The sequence below is a fragment of the Vibrio sp. 1167 genome (assembly GCF_033340375.1).
Lineage (GTDB): Bacteria > Pseudomonadota > Gammaproteobacteria > Enterobacterales > Vibrionaceae > Vibrio > Vibrio alginolyticus.
This window is the reverse complement of sequence record NZ_JAWOWK010000003.1, coordinates 218190-236150: the sequence shown is the minus strand read 5'-3', so window position 1 is coordinate 236150 and position 17961 is coordinate 218190. Positions and strand designations below refer to the sequence as shown.

The window sequence follows — 17961 nt, the reverse complement described above, 5'->3', positions numbered from 1 at the left end:
AATTGTGCAAAATACCCCTCGTTCTTAGAGGGGAAAGAAAATGGACAAATCTCTGCAGCAATTTTTACTGGTTGCACGCTGCCAAAGCATCAGCGCTGCGGCAAGAATGGCAGGGTTAAGCCAGCCAACGGTAACAAGCAATTTAAAGAAGCTGGAAGAGAATCTCGGCGTAACGCTGTTTGAACGCCATCCTAATGGCATGGTGTTGACCGAATACGGACGCATCCTCTATCGCCATAGCAACGCGATGCAGCATGAATACAACCAAATGATGCAAAGCATTGATGAACGGAAACAGTACCAAGTCGGAAAAATTAAAATGGGTACTGGCGATGCGTGGTGGCCGCTGTTCGTCAAACAAGCACTCAATGAACATCTGACCAAGCAGCCATCGGCATCTACACACGTCGAATTTGGCAACCACTTAGGCTTGATGGATTCATTAATCAACGAACAGATTGAATTCTTCATCGGCCACGAGATTGTCGGCTTGTCGTCTAAATGCGATGTTACGTTTATTCCGTTATTTCAAACGGTTGATGCCTATTTTGTTTCCCCAAGCCACCCACTTCTAGGGAAAACCGTCACCGAAGAGATGCTGCACGAATACCCCGCTCTTTCGGTCACTTATGACGCTAAGAAATTCGCTCACGTCATCGATAACCCAATCCCGAAACAAAATGAACGCGAAAGGCAGCAACTGGATGACAGACCGACTTACGAAGTGGATTCTCTGCTCGCCAGCATTGATGTACTGAAAGAAAGCGTCGCGGTGATGTCTTATACTCGCCATCTGCAACCGTATTTGGAATCCTTTGGCTTACGATGCTTAACCATGGAAAAAGAACCAAACCCTGGCACCGTCGGGATTTATCGCCACCGCCGAGAAACCTCTGAATCGCATCTAGAGCTGATTGCTGGCATCACTCAGCGCGCTAAATTGCTCAACTAGAAAGTCCAAAAACAGGCGAACTCTTTTCGGTTGATATTGACGGCTTTGATAAATGACATGCAGATCCGCTTCAGCGCCTTGCGAGAAGGCGCTGAAGTTTTTCATATACCCATCCAAAACCGTTACTAAACGTTGCTGTTTGAGGTCTTGTTGAATATCTAAAATCGATTTCAACGCAATCCCCGCCCCCTCCAACGCCCATTGTCGAATCACTTCACCATCATCAGAAAAGCGCTTTGGCGTGACCGTGATCGTTTGGTGAGACTCTTCATCTTTAAAGTGCCACGTTTTTAATTCTTCATTGCTACGCACCATGGCTAAGCAGCGATGATCCGCGAGATCTTGTGGACAGTTTGGGACACCTTGCTTCGACAAATAATCAGGTGACGCGCACAGCACACGTTGACTCGACGCCAGCTTGCGCGAAATGAGATTGCTGTCCGCTAACTCACCGTAACGAATCACTAAATCGAGCCCCGATTCAGCCAAGTTCGATAAATTGTCATTAAGATAAAGATAAGGCGTCACATCCGGATATTGCTCAGAAAAAGCCGACACCATCGGCGAAATAATTTGTTTGCCAATATCTCGTGGAGCTGAAATTTTCAACGTTCCGCGCACTTCCGAAATACCCGTTTGCAGTAAGTTTTCCGTCTCTTTCACGCTATCAATGATGTTCAGACAAGCCTGATGGTACATTGCCCCTGCGTCCGTGAGTGATACGTGGCGTGTGCTTCGGTTGAGCAGCTTTACGCCATAGCGTTCTTCTATCGCTTGCAGCCTTGCCGTTACCGTCGCCGGAGACAAACCTAACTCCCTTCCCGCCGCTGCCAGACCTTGATGTTTAACGATGCTGACAAACAACGTCATATCCGAAAACTTATCCACCTTCGCGCCCTTATTATTTGGAAAAACTGAATAATCAATTCAGATATTACCCAATTATCAAATTAAGTCGAATCCATATACTGACCCTATCGACATTGTTTAGACCCAGAACGTTATGTGACAGGGCAAAGTTAAACGCCGTCACGCTGTATTCGGCGTCACTGTGTTCAACGCACAACAACACGCCCTGCCCAGCCAAGAGATAGGAAACAAAAAATGAAACTGTACATTTATGAACATTGCCCCTTTAGCGCCCGCGTCCGTTTTGTTGCAGGCATGCTGAATATTCAGCTCGACGTCATCAACATTGCTTATGACGACGAGAGCACTACCACAAACCTCATCGGCGCAAAACAAGTTCCTCTTTTGATCAAAGACGATGGCGAAGCGATGGCGGAAAGCTTAGACATCATCAACTACTTCCTTGAATTGGCATCTTCCAATGAAAGCAGCCAACCCTCAGCACCGGTTTTAGACTGGCAAAAACAGGCGTTTTTACCGCTACAAAAAGTCGGGTATCCGCGTTGGTCAAACATGACGTTACCGGAATTTGCAACAGAAACCTCTAAACAAGCATGGCGTGCAAAAAAAGAAACCGAAGCATTAAATTTTGAAGCCTTGATTAACGATACACCTGCGATTGCGAAAGAAGTCGCCGCTTTGATAGAACAAACCAAATCCTTGCTCAACCTAAGTTCAGAAAAGCAAACGTCACTGGTTGATCAGGCCATTATGTTCTCCATTCTACGCGGTTTTTTCAGTGCACCCGAAGTGCAATGGGATCCAACCGTACTTCATTGGATGGCAACTGCTCGTAAAGCGACCAACGTGCCAGTACTTATCTAAGGAGCGCAACATGAAACAAAGACCAAATAAGCTGTTTGAACCAGCTCAACTAAAAGCGTTGTCACTACAAAACCGTATTGTCATGGCACCAATGACTCGCGCACGCACCACTCAACCGGGCAACATCCCGAATGAGATGATGGCAACGTATTATCAACAGCGCGCTTCTGCCGGACTGATCATTTCCGAAGCCACGCAAATTTCGGACGATTCTCAAGGCTATTCGTTCACCCCAGGCGTTTACACCGATGCGCAAGTGGCGGGCTGGCAAGGTGTGACCCAAGCGGTCAAATCACAAGGCGCAGTGATGTTTTGTCAGCTATGGCATGTGGGCAGAGTGTCTCACCCAACATTCCAAAATGGTGAACAGCCTATCGCGCCATCTGCGCTCGCTCCGGTAGAGACGCAAGTTTGGATTGCGGATGAACAAGGTAACGGCAATATGGTCGATTGTGTTGAGCCTCGCGCCATGACACAAGCAGATATCAACCGAGTTGTCGGTGATTTCGCGAACGCAGCCAAACGCGCCATTGAATCGGGTTTTGATGGTGTAGAAATCCACGGCGGGAATGGGTATCTGATCGATCAGTTCTTAAGAACCAACTCAAATCATCGAACAGACAACTACGGAGGTTCACGAGAAAATCGTATCCGTTTTCTTATCGAAGTAGTGGATGCAGTTATCGCCGCTGTTGGTGCGCATCGAGTTGGAGTGAGATTGGCACCATTCATTACGTTTAAAGATATGGACTGCCCAGATATCGTGCCAACGATCTTGGAAGCATCAAAACAGCTACAGGAGCGCGACATTGCCTACTTGCACTTGTCCGAGGCCGATTGGGCTGATGCACCAACGATTCCTGAGGCGTTTCGAATCGAACTTAGAAAGCGCTTTCGCAACGCTATCATTGTCGCAGGTCGCTACAATCCTCAACGAGCAAACAAAGTGTTAGAGAAAGGCTACGCGGATCTTGTCGCATTCGGACGACCATTCGTAGCAAACCCAGACTTAGTCTCTCGATTGCAACATCACCATCCGTTGGCAGAACTCGATGGCTCAACGTTGTTTGGCGGAAACGAACGAGGCTACACCGATTACCCTGCTCTGCAACAGGAATGCGCAGAACAGGCCTAACAAAAAAAGCCCCAACCTAGCTGCTACGGTTGGGGCTGTCACCAAACTAAAATTGGTTTTAGCTAGCTTAATCTGGCTAAGAGTTAAATCACTTCTAACGCGCCGCTGCGCCAAGGTTCGATAACGACTTTGATGTGATCATTTGGCGTCATTAACTTTGTAAATGCGTCTTCGACACCATCGATTCCCACTTTGGCGGTGAGCATTTTCTGCCAAGGCAACTTATGTTCGGCAATCGCTTGTAGGCATTGCTCAAACTCGTGCGGTTGGTAGTAGTAAGAGAATCTCAAATCGAGCTCTTTTACCGTCGCGTACGCGTAGTTGATGATTGCAGGTGTAGTATGGATACCCGAGATGACGATTCGCGCTCGGGCAGGAGCACGGCGCAGAAAATCGTCAATCAAGGTATGCTTGCCCACACACTCATAAATGACCAGACGTGAGTTCATCGCGTACTGCTCACCAACGGCGATCTCGTCTTCCTTGGTCGGGTTGATCAATCGATTTGCGCCAAACTCACTAGCAAGTTGCAGTTTCTCTTCCTGAAGATCGACCGCAAGAATATTGCTCACGCTACGTTGTTTCAGTGCAGCAATCACCGCCAGCCCTATAGGGCCGCAACCGACAACCAGCGCGGTTTCTTCCGTTTCGATTTCACTGCGATTGACCGCGTGCAAACCGACCGCCAGCGGCTCGGTTAACGCCGCCGCCTCAGACGGCATTTCGTCTGGGACAGGCAGCAATAACGCTTCATCAAGCAGGAAGTACTCAGAGTAAGCACCATAAGTACCCGGAGTAACACCAACGCCTGCGCCATTTTGACTGAGCAACATCGGCACAGAGGTGACTCGGCTACCAACGGACAACGTTTGCTGCGTACCGGCACCGTATTCGACAATTTCCGCACAGAACTCGTGCCCTAACATCACTTGAGCGTGCTCACCGGATTCATCAGGTATCAACCCGAGCTGGTGGAATACATCAAATACCTCATCCGCGTGTCGAGTAATGTGAAGGTCGGAGCCACAAATGCCACAGGCAAGGCTGCGAACCAACACTTGTCCCGCTGCAGGTTTGGGGATTTCGACTTGCTGCAGGCGGACACTACCATCCTGCATTATGATACTGTTCATCTGTTGCATGGGGTTACTCCGCTAGCTCATCGCTTAGGCCAGCAATCGCACCCGGTTTGATGTAGCGCGCGGTGAAGCCTTGTGCTTTCGCTGTTGCAATAACAACTTGCTCAATCCAACCTGCATCCATGATGTTGATGAAGTTACCCTCGTCGTCAAAGTTAATGTTCGCACCTTGGATCACCATAAAGCCATCTGCACCACCCGACTCTTCTGGACAGTGAAAGGTATGAATCGAACCGCCCGGCTCATATAAGTAGCTACCAGAAGTTTGGACTTGATCTGGGTACTCAATGTAGTGCCAAGCGCCACTCAGCGTATAGAAATGCACCACGCCAGTGTGGAAGTGCTTAGGCAGAGTGATACCCGGTTTGAATTTGGCACGAATCACCCAAGTACCATTTTCTGGGTCAAGAAACAATGGGTAAACATCCACACCCGGTAACGCGTCTTTGATGAGCGACTCCTCATTGGTATTAAGAGTTAATAAGAAATCTTGGTGCTGAATAACTTCTGGTAATGACATAACTTACATCCTCGCTATTGCTGTAATGTGGCGTACTCGCCTATCCCATAAGTGGGTACTTAAAATTCTCGAAACCGTCAGATGCGCAGATGGTACAACCGTTGATACAGTTGGCTTTCTCGCTGACCAGAAACGCCACCACATCAGCAATCTCTTCTGGTTGTGTGAAGTTTTGACGCATCTGTTCTTTGCGGATGTGGTCCCACAGGCCAATCTCTTCGTATTGCCTTAACATCGGAGTATCAACGCGTCCCGGAGCGACAGCGCAAACACGAATACCCAATGGTGCGAGTTCTAATGCGGCGCATTTGGTCATCATATCGACTGCGGCTTTACTGACGTTGTAGGTAAAGGTCATCTCAGACGCCATTCGTGCGTAAACAGAAGAAGTATTGAGGATCACGCCCGGCGTGCCTTGCGCTTGGAATTGTCTTCCAGAGGCAAGAATGCCGTAGTAAACGCCATTTTGGTTGACCTTAGAGATCGGCTCAAAATCGGCAATTGGGTCGTGGTCAAGCAGAGGTTTCGGTGCACCGATGCCCGCGTTGTTAACCATGATGTCAAGCGAGCCAAACTGTTCAACCGCGTACTTCACCATAGCTTCAACTTGTTGGTAATCGGTGACGTCCGCGACAAAGGTTCCCAACTGCTTTGGGTCAAAACTTGTGTACATTTGCAGTGATTGTTCTGAAATATCGACAGCAAGCACTTTGGCTCCTTGCTCTCTCAGCTTTGCAATGATGGCTTGGCCAATTCCACCAGCTGCCCCAGTCACAATGGCCGTTTTATTGATAAGTTCCATACACCTTCTCATCCATGCGTTGTTGTTATCAAAATGTAACCTAGATCAACTCACTGACACTCACTTGACCTTTTGCGAAGTAAATTTGATACATTTCGATTTACAACCTGTTAACATTTAAAAATCGAGACATGCATATCGTACGCAGTGGCGCTGCCGATAAATTTGATAGCTTGGTTTCCGAACTGGGGCAGAATCCGGTTGAGATTATGGCTGCCGTCGGGCTGTCTGCGGCGCAGTTTCGCAATCCCGATACGTATCTCGCCTACCCTAGGCTGGCTGAATTGCTGGAGGAAGCGGCTGCTCGTTGTCAGCAACCGCTGTTTGGCGTGTTGCTCGCCGAGCGTCAAAACCTACAGAGCTTGGGAGACTTGCCAATGCTGGTTTCCCGGGCGCAAACGGTCGGTGAAGCCTTGGCGCGGGTGAATGATTTTCTCTATCTGCATTCGTCAGGGGTCACTCTCAACATGACGCCACAAGATGATTGGGTACGGTTGTCGCTCAATATTGATGTGCACAGCGAACGAGGTATCGCACAGCTGATGCAGCTCAGTGTGTCGCATCTGGCGATGTTTATTGCCAGTCTGCTTGATATTGAAGCAAGTCACTTCTCTTTACACCTCACCCAACACGCGAGCTTCGAGACAGAGCAGAGCGAATTTGCCCAGCAGAGCAAACTGCGTTTCGGCGATAAGTTTGACGGTATCCTACTTAAAGCGACTCTGCTTAACGCTAGGAACCACCAAGATGAAGACGCACTAGAGCGCCATTTTCAACAGCACCTCAAAGAGCTGCAAACCCGTTACCCCAACAATCTCAGTGACCAAGCAGCAAACATGATTGGCCGTCTGCTCTCAACCGGAGAATGCAGCGTTGAGCGCGTTGCAAGAGCATTGGACCTGCATCCGAGAATGCTGCAAAACAAGCTGAAACAACAGGGCACAAATTATCGGCAGCTTTTACAACAAGTGCGTCAGGATTTCGCCGAACAGCGATTGCATGAGAATACTCAGAGTATTACCGATATCGCGTTGCAACTGGGCTATGCAGAAACTGCGGTCTTCAGCCGCCACTTTCGCCGTTGGACGGGGAAATCGCCGAGACAATGGCGACAAGAAAAAACTCAGTTACAAACGTTTAAGCCCATCAGTTAAAAGCATAAATAACCTATCGTTCAAACCAAAAAGTGTGAGGTGGGAGGGTTGGTATCGAGAATTTCAGCAATCACAGATAACCCGTGTTTGATGTAGCCTCGGTTTGTTTCTGCTCCCAAGCTGATTCGCACGTAAGGCATTGGTTGATTAGTATCGAGAACAAACGGTTTATATCCCGTGATCTGCACCCCTGAACGCTTTGCCGAAGCAACCAGGTCATCGCTATTCCACTGCTCGGGTAGTCTCAACCAAATGTGCTGTCCATTCGGGTGCGAGCTATAAACATGCCCTTCTAAAGCGGCTTTTGCTATTCGCTGTCGCTTGGCAAACTCATTGACTTGAAAGCGAATAAGTCGATTTAACATACCGTTCTCGATCCACAAATGAGCAACTTCAAATGGTAATGGAGTCGCAGACCAACTCGTTGCGGCTAAACGACCAATCGCGTGCTGCAAAAAATGACGTGGGACCGTCAGATAGCCAGTGCGCATGCCTGGCGCTACAACTTTGGTTAAACTGGTTACATAGAAAGCTTGTTCGGGTAACAATGTGGCAAGGGGTGGGACACGGTTAGGTTCTAGTGCTCCATACACGTCATCTTCAATGACATAGATGTCGTATTGCTGCGCAATATTCGCTATCGCCTCTCGGCGTGCAAGATCCATATGCGCACTAGTCGGGTTAGCCATGCTAGGTGTGCAACACAATACCTTGATTGGTTTGTGTTTACATGCCCATTCAAATGCATCCGGCGTTATACCAAACTCATCCATTTCAAGTGGTTGCAACTTAAATCCAAGCATTCTCGAGCGAGAGATCAAGCCATGATCAACCAAGTGACCACAAGCAACTAAATCACCGTGTTCAACAACTGTGCTTAAAGCCAACGTTAAACCATGGCATGCACCATTTGTGAGTAATATCTGATCGGCACCCACATCCAGCCCTTGGCTACTTAGAAATCGTGCTCCTGACTCAATATGATGAGGCTGACCTGTTACCGGCTTTGCTTTACTGATCAAACCACGATTGTTTGTTTGCCCAGCAATCTCCATTAACGCCTGATTAAAAAGCGTAATGTGGCGATCGGTCACCACCGGATGTGCAATCGACATATCAATTTCATCCGGCGTTTCTTTCATCTCTTGTGTCAGCATGAACTCCGTGTCCGTACTTTCATCCACAAAACCTGATTTGACAAAAGTACCATTCCCAACCCAAGACTCGATCGCCCCTTTTTTCTCTGCATAACCATATGCATGGCTCACCGTTTGTACGCTGACGCCAACTTGTTCTGCAAACTCACGATGTGTGGGTAATCGAGTCCCCGGTTTTAGATAACCACTGCGGACACATTCGACAAGATAGTTACCAATGGAGATGTATTTAGCGGTGCCTGGCCGAATGATCGGGTTCAAAGAAATTGTCATGACACAATATTTTAATTGATTCATTTTTAATGCTCATTGTAACTTCCATTTAACAAATGGCGAACTTTAACTCACAAAACGAGGTGAAATGCACAAAAATAAACCACAATTGTAATGATTGACATGAAATGTATGGGTTAAACAAACATGTTAAACAGCATCGTTTAATCCAAATACAACCCCAGAGGTAAATTGCAATCATTTTTAACGCAGATCTGGCTAGCTGGTAGAAGGTAGAAATACCTCAGCGTCTCCGAAGGCCCATAAGGCGTCGGATTTCTAACAAGGAGAAAATATGAGAGGCGTTGCTTTGCATTTTACACTGGATGAGTTCCAGGATCGGTTAACGAAAGTTCGGCAATCGATGGAAGAAAGAGAATTGGATGTCCTTATCATTCATGACCCTTCTAACATGGCGTGGCTGACAGGCTATGATGGGTGGTCTTTTTACGTGCCACAATGTGTCGTTGTTGGTCCATCTGATGAACCCGTTTGGTTTGGACGCTGCCAAGATGCCAACGGAGCATACAGGACTGCGTATATGTCGGCAGAAAACATCACCTACTATCCAGACCATTATGTAATGAATCCGCCGTTACACCCGATGGATTTCCTGGTCGAAGCCGTACTGGCTCCGCGCCTTTGGGATCGTGGTCGCATCGGCGTAGAAAAAGATAACTATTACTTTAGCGCCACCGCTTACGAATCACTCACTACGCACCTACCGAATGCTCAACTTCTCGATGCAACTGGACTAGTCAACTGGTGCCGCGCCGTTAAATCCGATCAAGAACTGGCGTACATGTACCGTGCCGCTCGCATTGTTGAAAATATGCACCGTGTCGCGTTCGACATGATTGAACCAGGATTACCGAAACACCACCTTGTTGCCGAGATTAACCGCCAAGCCGTGCTCGGGCATGAAGACCACTTTGGCGATTACACCGCGATTGTGCCGCTTTTGCCATCAGGTTCTGATGCTTCCGCACCTCACCTGACTTGGGATGACAGACCCTTCAAGAAAGGCGAAGGGACGTTTTTTGAAATCGCAGGGGCGCACCGCCGTTACCATTGCCCACTCTCACGCACTATTTTTCTTGGCGAGCCTGACGACAAGTTTAAACGAGCCGACGAAGCCCTAACTCTAGGACTTGAAGCGGGCTTGAAAGTGGCAAAGCCCGGAAATACCTGCGCCGACATCGCCAATGCACTAAACCAGGTTCTCGATAAAGCGGGATTCTCACGCGAAGGCGCCCGTTGTGGCTATCCAATAGGTTTGAGCTACCCGCCAGATTGGGGGGAACGAACCATGAGTTTGCGAGACACCGATAAAACCATCTTGAGAGAAGGTATGACATTCCATTTTATGCCGGGGCTGTGGTTCAAAGATTGGGGGTTAGAAACAACGGAAAGTATCGTCATTACCCATGATGGAGCAAAAACGCTGTGTGACTTTCCACGCCACTTATTTGTTAAACACTAATTTTTCAAACCTTAAGCTCTGTTGAGCCAGGTCTGAGAACTAAAAGGACTTGATATGCAAAAAAGCTCGATCACAGCCACCATAGACTTTGACCGAGAAGGTGTACAGCACGGCTTCTTAACGCTGCCCTATTCACATGACGACTCCGCTTGGGGCAGTATTATGATACCTATCACCGTGATCAAAAATGGTCACGGACCAACCGCACTGCTTACTGGCGGTAATCACGGAGACGAATACGAAGGCATCACCAGCCTGCTAAAATTGACGAACTCGCTTCAGGCAGATCAAATCCAAGGTCGTGTCATTATTGTACCCATGATGAACTTACCTGCGGTACAAAATGCCTCACGTACGTCGTTTATCGATAAAGGGAATTTAAATCGCAGCTTTCCCGGCAACCCCATAGGCACAGTGACCGAGAAAATTGCGGATTATTTTACTCGTTACCTAGTTCCTAAGTGCGATTTTGCGTTAGACATTCACTCAGGTGGTAAAACGTTAGATATCGTGCCGTTCGCCGCTGCCCATCGTCTCGACAATCTCGATCAAGAAGAAGCCTGCATATTAGGTGCAAAACTGTTTGGCGCACCTTACACCATGATCTTGCTCGAAATGGACGCCACCAGCCTGTATGACACTGCCGTGGAGTCTCAGGGAAAAATCTTTGTTACCACCGAACTAAGAGGAGGCGGAACCAGCACTCCAGAAACCATCGCTTATTCCGACCGTGGCATTCGCAACTTCTTGCGCTTCTCAGGCAACTTGCCCGGTGACTACGAACAACCAACCCAACCAACTAAGTTATTAGATATGCCTGATGCAAGTTGTTATGTGCAAAGCCAACACCACGGCATCACAGAATACTTATTTGATCTTGGTGATACCGTCAAAAAGGGCGATGTATTAGTGAGAATCTTCTCGACCGAGCGCACAGGTACCGCCCCCGTTGAGTACAAGTCACAGCGCAATGGTATTTTCGCGGCGCGTCGTTTTCCTGCTATGGTGAATATCGGTGACACTATCGCAGTTATAGCCGAAGACTGCGGCGAGATAGGCTGATTGAAAAACCAACTAAAGAAATCAAAACAAATGGCATACCAGAAGCAAACTGGAAAGCAACTTATAACAGCGACCAGTCATCAGCCTTTCATGAAATGATTAGTATTCTACAGGGAGACTCATTATGCGCCTCGATCGCTACGACGTAAAAATTCTACAAATACTTCATGATAATGGTCGTATCACCAAATCTCACCTTGCCGAGGCCATCAACCTATCCGTGAGCCCTTGTTGGGAGCGTGTCAAAAAACTGGAAGAAGCAGGCATCATTGAAGGCTACGGAGCAAAAGTAAATACCGATATTTTGTTCAAACGAACGTCAGTTATGGTTGAAGTTACGCTCAAAGAACACAACGCCCAAGCGTTCAAACGCTTCGAGCAACTGGTACAACATTCACCAGAAGTCACTGATTGCTATGCCACGGGCGGTGGTGTCGATTACATCCTTAAAATTCAGTCAGAAGATATCGACCAATATCAGCGGCTTATCGACAACTGGTTAGACTCAGATGTGGGCATTGAGCGCTACTTTACTTACATTGTGACAAAAACAATCAAACGTGATGCGGGCACATTCGAAGTAAACCAAAACGCTTTGTTATAAAGGGAAAATGCGCATCAGACGTGAACAGAAAAAACACCATATTTAACGGCACTAAAAAGAAAGTTCTGACGTTTTAAACCTCGGTATCAGAAATTATTTCGGTCACTTCTCCATTACAGTTTCATTATGGACAACGATGCTGGGAGAAGGACTCATGACAGCACTGCACAGCTTACACGCTGAAGAATTAAAAGCCTCGCACGACATGATGGCGATAATGAAAGACGTACGTTTGGTGAGAGGTTTAGCGTACGTGAATGGCAAATGGGTAAGCGGTGATCAATTTCATCCGGTGGATAATCCAGCAGATGGCACGGTCATCGGTTACATCACTAAGCTATCTCAGCAACAACTCTATCAAGCGATTGATGAAGCCGACCAAGCCTTTCGTCAATGGCGAAAAATGCAAGCAGAAGAACGCGCTGAAATTCTCATGCGTTGGTACGACCTGATTCTAGAATCAAAGCAAGATCTTGCTCATTTGATGGTAATGGAGCAAGGAAAAACACTAGGTGATGCTGTAGGTGAGATTGACTACGGCGCATCCTTTGTTCGTTGGTTTGCCGAAGAAGCACGCCGCTGTTATGGCGAAACCATCCCAAGTCATATTCCGAATGCGCAGCTATCAACGGTGCGCGAGCCAATTGGTGTCGCAGCACTGATTACGCCATGGAACTTTCCTAATGCCATGATCACACGCAAAGCCGCAGCCGCACTAGCAATAGGCTGTCCGGTGCTCATTAAGCCCGCCAGTGAAACGCCTTTTTCTGCGTTAGCGTTGGCAGAGTTAGCAGACCGAGCTGGCTTTCCACCTGGTGTATTTAACGTGATCACTGGCGATGCGGTGATGGTGTCACAAACCTTGTGTCACTCCGATAAAGTCAAAGCGCTCTCGTTCACAGGCTCAACTCGAGTAGGCAAACTGTTGCTACGCGACGCGGCACAAACCGTGAAGAAGTGCAGTATGGAGCTAGGTGGTAACGCCCCTTTCATCGTGCTGCCAGATATGGATGTCGAGCAAGCAGCCAAAGCCGCCGTGGATGCGAAGTTTCAAACCGCAGGACAAGACTGCTTGGCCGCAAACCGTATTTTCGTCCCTGACGATAAGTACGAAGCGTTTTTGGAAGCGTTTGCCAAGGAAATGAGCCACATCGTTTTAGGCAATGGCTTAGACGAAAAAACCACCATGGGACCGCTTATTAATCGCACTGCGGTGGATAAAGCGCATGATTTGGTGCGTGACGCGCTCGACAAAGGCGCGCGATTGGTAGCGGGATACCACCAGCCCGTACCAGGCGAAAACTTCTTCGCGCCGACATTGCTAGCCGATGTAACCCCTGAAATGGCGGTGTATCGCGAAGAGAATTTTTGTCCTGTGGCAGGCGTATTACCTTACCAAGACTTAGATACCGTGATTGAAATGAGCAACGACACTGAGTATGGCTTAGCTGCTTATGTTTATGGCCACGATATTCACCAAATTTGGCGCTGCATGCGTGGTTTGGAATTTGGCATGGTGAGCGTGAACTCCGTCAAGATGACTGGACACCCTATCCCATTCGGCGGTGTGAAACAGTCTGGACTTGGACGAGAAGGCAGTCGCCACGGCTTTGAAGAATACAGTGAAATCAAATACTGCTGCTTAGGCGCTTTACCAACCGTCAGTGGCAGTTAAGGCACGAAATATGGATATCCAATTATTCGAGGAGAAGGATCATGAGTAACAAAACCCAACAACTTTTAGAGATCGATCGTCAGAGAGTATTTCATGCCTCAACCCACCTGAAGCAGTATGCGGCCGGGGAGCTTCCGGGAAGAATTATCTCGAGCGGAAGCGGAATACGCATCACCGATTCAGAAGGCATCGAGCTGATAGACGGCTTTGCCGGGTTGTATTGTGTGAACATTGGCTATGGCAGGACTGAAATGGCCGATGCGATTTATGAGCAAGCCAAAGAACTGGCGTACTACCACACGTACGTCGGTCATACGAACGAAGCGCTCGTGACACTGTCAGATCGCATCATCAAAATGGCGCCTGAAGGCATGAGCAAAGTTTACTACGGCATGTCAGGCAGCGACGCGAACGAAACTCAACTTAAGTTGGTGTGGTATTACAACAATGCTCGTGGTCTACCAGAGAAGAAAAAAATCATTTCGCGTGAACGCGGCTACCATGGTTCAAGTATCGCGTCCGGTTCAATGACAGGTTTACCGTTGTTCCACGCCCATTTTGATTTACCACTTGAGCGTATCAAACACACCATCGCGCCATATTATTATCGCCGTGAAGACGAAAGTATGTCTGAGCTTGAATTCTCTCAATATTGCGCAGATCAACTCGAAGCGATGATCTTGGAAGAAGGCCCAGAAACGGTAGCAGCAATGATTGCAGAACCAGTGCTCGGTACTGGCGGTATTGTGCCACCACCAGCAGGGTACTGGCAGGCGATTCGCAAAGTACTCGACAAATACGATGTACTCTTGATTGCGGATGAAGTGGTGTGTGGCTTTGGTCGCCTCGGCTCCGATTTTGGCTCACTGCACTACGACATGAAACCAGATCTCATCACGGTAGCGAAAGGGTTAACCTCAGCGTATCAACCGCTGTCTGGCGTGATCGTCGGTGAACGAGTTTGGAGTGTGCTAGAAAACGGCACCGACCAATGGGGCGCTATCGGACACGGTTATACCTACTCTGGTCACCCAATGGGAGCGGCAGCCGCGAACTGCAACCTCGATATCATTGAACGTGAAGGCCTGGTGCAAAACGCAGCCGAAGTCGGCGCTTACTTGCAGCAACGTATGGCAGAGACGTTTAACGATCATCCATTAGTCGGTGATACTCGTGGCGTTGGCTTGTTGCATGCGTTGGAGTTTTCTTCAGACAAGCTTCGCCGAGCACACTTTGATCCAAACTTGAAAGTAGGCCCGCAAATCGCGGCGGCCTGTTTAGAGCAAGGCTTAATCGCTCGCGCCATGCCACATGGTGACATCCTCGGATTTGCTCCACCGCTTATCGCGAACCGTAACGATATAGACACCATTGTCGACAAAGCGCATCAAGCGGTAAACAAAGTGATGGATAACCTCGTCACATCTAAACAGTGGCAGCCATAACCCACCTAGATTTCAGTAATGCTCGCGGGCTTTGGAGAAGGCCCGCTTTGCACTTTCCATTAAAGAGACAACAAGCCAACCAAACATTTTAGACCCATAGAAAGCACTATTATTTACTACAAGTGGCAATAGTGGGTAAAATGCCCAAAATTGCGCACTAACTGGATGAAACATGGCAAAACTTACCCTTCAAGAACAAATGCTGAAAGCTGGCTTAGTTAATGAAAAGAAACTAAAGAAAGCGAAGAAAGGCTCAAAAAAATCACGCGTTCAAGCACGCGAAGTAAAAGCGGCGGTTGAAGAGAATAAACGCCAACAGTTAGAGCGTGATAAACAATTGAGCGAGCAACAAAATGCTGAGCGATTAAATAAAGAGATCAAAGCGCAGATCAATCAATTGATTGAGATGAACAAGATCGACTTAAAAGATGGCGACATCAAATACAACTTCACTCACGGTACGCTAGTGAAATCACTTTATGTAGATTCACTTATCCGCGAGCAGTTGATCAAAGGTATTTTGGCAATCGCAATTGTTGGTGAAAGCTATGTTGTCATTCCACGTGGAGTAGCGAATAAAATTGCTCAACGTGATGAGTCCGTCATCATCGAACAGAAAGAAGCAGAATCTGACATTCCAGCAGAAGACGATCCATACGCAGATTTCGTCGTGCCTGACGATTTGATGTGGTAACAATAAATAATCGATGCATCAACTAAAAGAGCCGCTGATGTAACATCAGCGGCTCTTTTTATAGAAAAATAATCTACGGAGATGATGTGTTGTTATTGCTTACTTAGTAGCAAATTCGCACCTGATGTGGCTAAAAACAACGAACATCCGCGATTGAAACGTTTCGCCATTTTGGGGTTTGAAAACCAGTGTCTCAAGTACAAACCAAAGATGGCATAGATTGAAATGGCGACCATTTCTAATATCAAAAACGTGGAGCCAAGGGCAAAAAACTGCTCTTGAACGTTGGCATTGGCATCAACAAATTGCGGCAAGAATGCAGTAAAAATAAGAATCGCTTTCGGGTTGCCAGCAGCGAGCGTAAATTCTTGTTTCGCCAGTCCTGCGTAGTTGCGCGAATTGTCCAAGTCAGAGATCGGGCTGGACTCTGAGCGCCAAAGGTTGAACGCAATCCATAGTAGATACAGCGCCCCTACCAACTTTATTGCCAAAAATAGCATTTCTGACGTATACAAAATCACAGCCAGACCTGATGCAGACAACGCAATCATCGCTGAAAAAGCAGCAATTCTGCCTAAACTGGCCGTAAACGCGGCCCTAAAGCCGTAACAACGCGCATTATTCATTGCCAATAAATTGTTTGGGCCTGGAGCCATATTTAGAGCAAAGCAAGCAGGAATAAAAAGGAGAAGCTGCCAAATATCCATAATAAAATGGTCTTAGTGAGTGATTTTGATCGGTACCCTAACATCTGTTAATAAAGTGAGTAAACCACAAACCGATCTTAAAGCAACTCAGCATCAAATCGTGCCGTGCGAGCTTGAACTAACGTGCAGTTCGTTTCAGCCATCAGCTCCGCTAAGGTGATGTTTGGGTTTTGTCTCACCAAACGTACCAACTTCACGTCCAAAGGTTCCAATTTGTCTTGGTGAGCAAGTAGAGCTTGTTCGATTTTGTTGATCGCAAATCGCATCGTCTCTGCTTCTTCGTTTTTGAGATACTCTAAAAACGCTTTTACATCCAAAGCCTCGCCTGAGATTTGCCAGTGACGAGATCGTCTAATTCGCTTAAGATCGCACTGTTTTTCTGCTGCGAGTGTTTTCGCTCGCCTGGCATGGTCGCCCCCAATACGGTGAATCAAGGATGGGAGCGAAATCGTAATCTTCGTCTCTTTCATGGCCTTTTCTTTCATCGTCTTAGCCCTCAACCACCGACACATTCTCGCCAACCCAAGCCAACAACTGTTTTGCCGCTTTAGATAACACCTGATTTTGACGCACGATGTAGCCGAAATCAGTGTTTGGAAAACTTGGCAAAGGCGTAACTTCTCGAGAAAGCTTTAATCTCGGATCGAGCGAAAAATCCGGCACAATAGCAGTCCCAAACCCCGCTTCCGCCCAGTCGATTTGTGCTTCCACACTGCCCACTTCCATCACGCGATGCTTAGGCAGATTTAGCTCAGGTAAAGACGCATCAATCAGCTCTCGGGTTCGAGTATCGTGCCCTAGCAGAATCAGCGTCTGGCTCTCTTTTCGATTGTCCTGCCACTCAAAAATGTTATCGCCAAACGCACACCAGTGAATCTGCGTGAGAGGCGTAAAATGCAGCGGTTGACTCTCTTTTTGTGCGATAACAAAGCCGATATCGGCACGCGCACTTTTCACCAAATCCACCGCTTGAGAAGATGTGGTATTGAACAATGCCAAGTCGATCCCCGGATATTCACTTTTGAATTGCTGAAATGGTTTGATAAGCAGTAAACGTGAAACAATATCGCTCGCCGCAATAGAAAGCGTCCCCTGCGTAAGATCGTTGATGGCATTGAGATCCGACTGACAAATTTGCAGCTCATTGAGCATCCGCTGCGCCGTAGCTAACAAACGCTTCCCCGCTTGCGTCAACTGCACAGGATTTCGCTCAATCAATTTCGTGCGCGTGGCTTGCTCCAGCTGCTTGATATGCAAACTTACGTTCGGCTGTGTCATGTGGAGTTCCGTCGCTGTTTTACCAAAGTGTTTTACCTCTGCAAGAGTTACGAAGGTTCGCAGCCAGTTCAAATCTAACATTGCCAATTCCGATATGAGATTCTTATCAAGTTAATGAGTATAATTAATTTCTCTTATTAAGGCGAA

Annotated in this window: 18 protein-coding genes; 10 read left to right on the top strand and 8 right to left on the bottom strand. The window is 47.6% G+C overall.

From position 1 onward, the window contains the following. Positions 1-40 precede the first annotated feature (40 nt). Entirely contained in the window at positions 41-952 is a 912-nt protein-coding gene (locus R7Z78_RS07865) for a LysR family transcriptional regulator (RefSeq protein ID WP_020834969.1), read from the top strand. Here R7Z78_RS07865 and R7Z78_RS07860 read toward each other — a convergent pair. After that, complete coding sequence (locus R7Z78_RS07860; protein ID WP_025767969.1) at positions 905-1840, bottom strand: LysR family transcriptional regulator; 936 nt, start codon at positions 1838-1840, stop codon at positions 905-907. The two genes, R7Z78_RS07865 and R7Z78_RS07860, sit on opposite strands and share 48 nt — an antisense overlap. Before the next feature lie 216 nt (positions 1841-2056). Between R7Z78_RS07860 and grxB the strand changes: the two genes are divergently transcribed. Both grxB and R7Z78_RS07850 read left to right on the top strand, forming a co-directional pair. Then, on the top strand, positions 2057-2686 hold the full coding sequence (grxB, locus tag R7Z78_RS07855; protein ID WP_104976252.1) for a glutaredoxin 2: 630 nt from the start codon (positions 2057-2059) through the stop codon (positions 2684-2686). A 10-nt stretch (positions 2687-2696) separates the two neighbouring features. Continuing rightward, the gene (locus R7Z78_RS07850; RefSeq protein ID WP_104976253.1) at positions 2697-3821 is read left to right on the top strand and encodes an alkene reductase; all 1125 of its coding nucleotides are present in this window, start codon (positions 2697-2699) and stop codon (positions 3819-3821) included. 83 nt (positions 3822-3904) lie between these two features. Here the strand turns inward: R7Z78_RS07850 and R7Z78_RS07845 are convergent, their stop codons facing one another. Genes R7Z78_RS07845 through R7Z78_RS07835 form a run of 3 tightly spaced genes read right to left on the bottom strand, consistent with a single transcriptional unit; the run spans position 3905 to position 6282 of the window. After that, complete coding sequence (locus R7Z78_RS07845) at positions 3905-4963, bottom strand: zinc-binding dehydrogenase (RefSeq protein WP_104976254.1); 1059 nt, start codon at positions 4961-4963, stop codon at positions 3905-3907. Positions 4964-4967: 4 nt separating this feature from the next. Further along, positions 4968-5480: a 2,4'-dihydroxyacetophenone dioxygenase family protein gene (locus R7Z78_RS07840; protein ID WP_104976255.1), complete on the bottom strand. Its 513-nt coding sequence runs from the start codon at positions 5478-5480 to the stop codon at positions 4968-4970. Between the two features lie 40 nt (positions 5481-5520). Next, positions 5521-6282 carry an SDR family NAD(P)-dependent oxidoreductase gene (locus R7Z78_RS07835; RefSeq protein WP_115386514.1) on the bottom strand — a complete coding sequence of 254 codons (762 nt, stop codon included), beginning with the start codon at positions 6280-6282 and terminating at the stop codon, positions 5521-5523. A gap of 131 nt (positions 6283-6413) precedes the next feature. Between R7Z78_RS07835 and R7Z78_RS07830 the strand changes: the two genes are divergently transcribed. Continuing rightward, positions 6414-7436 carry a helix-turn-helix domain-containing protein gene (locus R7Z78_RS07830; protein ID WP_169644393.1) on the top strand — a complete coding sequence of 341 codons (1023 nt, stop codon included), beginning with the start codon at positions 6414-6416 and terminating at the stop codon, positions 7434-7436. Positions 7437-7456: 20 nt separating this feature from the next. Here the strand turns inward: R7Z78_RS07830 and R7Z78_RS07825 are convergent, their stop codons facing one another. Beyond that, positions 7457-8890 (bottom strand): PLP-dependent aminotransferase family protein, encoded by a 1434-nt coding sequence (locus R7Z78_RS07825; RefSeq protein WP_169644391.1) that lies wholly within the window; start codon positions 8888-8890, stop codon positions 7457-7459. A 271-nt stretch (positions 8891-9161) separates the two neighbouring features. Between R7Z78_RS07825 and doeA the strand changes: the two genes are divergently transcribed. From doeA to R7Z78_RS07795, 6 genes are all read left to right on the top strand, one after another. Then, positions 9162-10349 (top strand): ectoine hydrolase DoeA, encoded by a 1188-nt coding sequence (gene doeA / locus R7Z78_RS07820; protein ID WP_005373780.1) that lies wholly within the window; start codon positions 9162-9164, stop codon positions 10347-10349. Between the two features lie 54 nt (positions 10350-10403). After that, positions 10404-11411 (top strand): N(2)-acetyl-L-2,4-diaminobutanoate deacetylase DoeB, encoded by a 1008-nt coding sequence (gene doeB, locus R7Z78_RS07815; protein WP_005373782.1) that lies wholly within the window; start codon positions 10404-10406, stop codon positions 11409-11411. Between the two features lie 124 nt (positions 11412-11535). Next, positions 11536-12015 (top strand): Lrp/AsnC family transcriptional regulator, encoded by a 480-nt coding sequence (locus R7Z78_RS07810; protein WP_005373784.1) that lies wholly within the window; start codon positions 11536-11538, stop codon positions 12013-12015. Positions 12016-12169: 154 nt separating this feature from the next. Continuing rightward, complete coding sequence (locus tag R7Z78_RS07805; protein WP_104976256.1) at positions 12170-13690, top strand: NAD-dependent succinate-semialdehyde dehydrogenase; 1521 nt, start codon at positions 12170-12172, stop codon at positions 13688-13690. Positions 13691-13731: 41 nt separating this feature from the next. Further along, entirely contained in the window at positions 13732-15135 is a 1404-nt protein-coding gene (locus tag R7Z78_RS07800; RefSeq protein ID WP_104976257.1) for an aspartate aminotransferase family protein, read from the top strand. A 172-nt stretch (positions 15136-15307) separates the two neighbouring features. After that, positions 15308-15829, top strand: coding sequence for a DUF2058 domain-containing protein (locus R7Z78_RS07795; RefSeq protein WP_053307193.1), 522 nt, complete (start codon positions 15308-15310; stop codon positions 15827-15829). Positions 15830-15921: 92 nt separating this feature from the next. On the opposite strand, the gene R7Z78_RS07790 is transcribed toward R7Z78_RS07795, so the two are convergent. The 3 genes from R7Z78_RS07790 to R7Z78_RS07780 all read right to left on the bottom strand — a co-directional run bounded on the left by R7Z78_RS07790 (position 15922) and on the right by R7Z78_RS07780 (position 17895). Then, on the bottom strand, positions 15922-16536 hold the full coding sequence (locus R7Z78_RS07790; RefSeq protein ID WP_104976258.1) for a LysE family translocator: 615 nt from the start codon (positions 16534-16536) through the stop codon (positions 15922-15924). Between the two features lie 77 nt (positions 16537-16613). Next, entirely contained in the window at positions 16614-17006 is a 393-nt protein-coding gene (locus R7Z78_RS07785; RefSeq protein WP_104976259.1) for a ribosome recycling factor family protein, read from the bottom strand. A gap of 19 nt (positions 17007-17025) precedes the next feature. Then, positions 17026-17895: a LysR family transcriptional regulator gene (locus R7Z78_RS07780; protein ID WP_005373812.1), complete on the bottom strand. Its 870-nt coding sequence runs from the start codon at positions 17893-17895 to the stop codon at positions 17026-17028. Between the last annotated feature and the right edge of the window lie 66 nt (positions 17896-17961).

Bases quoted from the DNA above. Each gene is read 5' to 3' on its own strand.
- R7Z78_RS07865 (WP_020834969.1), top strand. From the start codon at position 41: ATGGACAAATCTCTGCAGCAATTTTTACTGGTTGCACGCTGCCAAAGC.
- grxB (WP_104976252.1), top strand. From the start codon at position 2,057: ATGAAACTGTACATTTATGAACATTGCCCCTTTAGCGCCCGCGTCCGT.
- R7Z78_RS07850 (WP_104976253.1), top strand. From the start codon at position 2,697: ATGAAACAAAGACCAAATAAGCTGTTTGAACCAGCTCAACTAAAAGCG.
- R7Z78_RS07845 (WP_104976254.1), bottom strand. From the start codon at position 4,963: ATGCAACAGATGAACAGTATCATAATGCAGGATGGTAGTGTCCGCCTG.
- R7Z78_RS07840 (WP_104976255.1), bottom strand. From the start codon at position 5,480: ATGTCATTACCAGAAGTTATTCAGCACCAAGATTTCTTATTAACTCTT.
- R7Z78_RS07835 (WP_115386514.1), bottom strand. From the start codon at position 6,282: ATGGAACTTATCAATAAAACGGCCATTGTGACTGGGGCAGCTGGTGGA.
- R7Z78_RS07830 (WP_169644393.1), top strand. From the start codon at position 6,414: ATGCATATCGTACGCAGTGGCGCTGCCGATAAATTTGATAGCTTGGTT.
- R7Z78_RS07825 (WP_169644391.1), bottom strand. From the start codon at position 8,890: ATGAATCAATTAAAATATTGTGTCATGACAATTTCTTTGAACCCGATC.
- doeA (WP_005373780.1), top strand. From the start codon at position 9,162: ATGAGAGGCGTTGCTTTGCATTTTACACTGGATGAGTTCCAGGATCGG.
- doeB (WP_005373782.1), top strand. From the start codon at position 10,404: ATGCAAAAAAGCTCGATCACAGCCACCATAGACTTTGACCGAGAAGGT.
- R7Z78_RS07810 (WP_005373784.1), top strand. From the start codon at position 11,536: ATGCGCCTCGATCGCTACGACGTAAAAATTCTACAAATACTTCATGAT.
- R7Z78_RS07805 (WP_104976256.1), top strand. From the start codon at position 12,170: ATGACAGCACTGCACAGCTTACACGCTGAAGAATTAAAAGCCTCGCAC.
- R7Z78_RS07800 (WP_104976257.1), top strand. From the start codon at position 13,732: ATGAGTAACAAAACCCAACAACTTTTAGAGATCGATCGTCAGAGAGTA.
- R7Z78_RS07795 (WP_053307193.1), top strand. From the start codon at position 15,308: ATGGCAAAACTTACCCTTCAAGAACAAATGCTGAAAGCTGGCTTAGTT.
- R7Z78_RS07790 (WP_104976258.1), bottom strand. From the start codon at position 16,536: ATGGATATTTGGCAGCTTCTCCTTTTTATTCCTGCTTGCTTTGCTCTA.
- R7Z78_RS07785 (WP_104976259.1), bottom strand. From the start codon at position 17,006: ATGAAAGAGACGAAGATTACGATTTCGCTCCCATCCTTGATTCACCGT.
- R7Z78_RS07780 (WP_005373812.1), bottom strand. From the start codon at position 17,895: ATGTTAGATTTGAACTGGCTGCGAACCTTCGTAACTCTTGCAGAGGTA.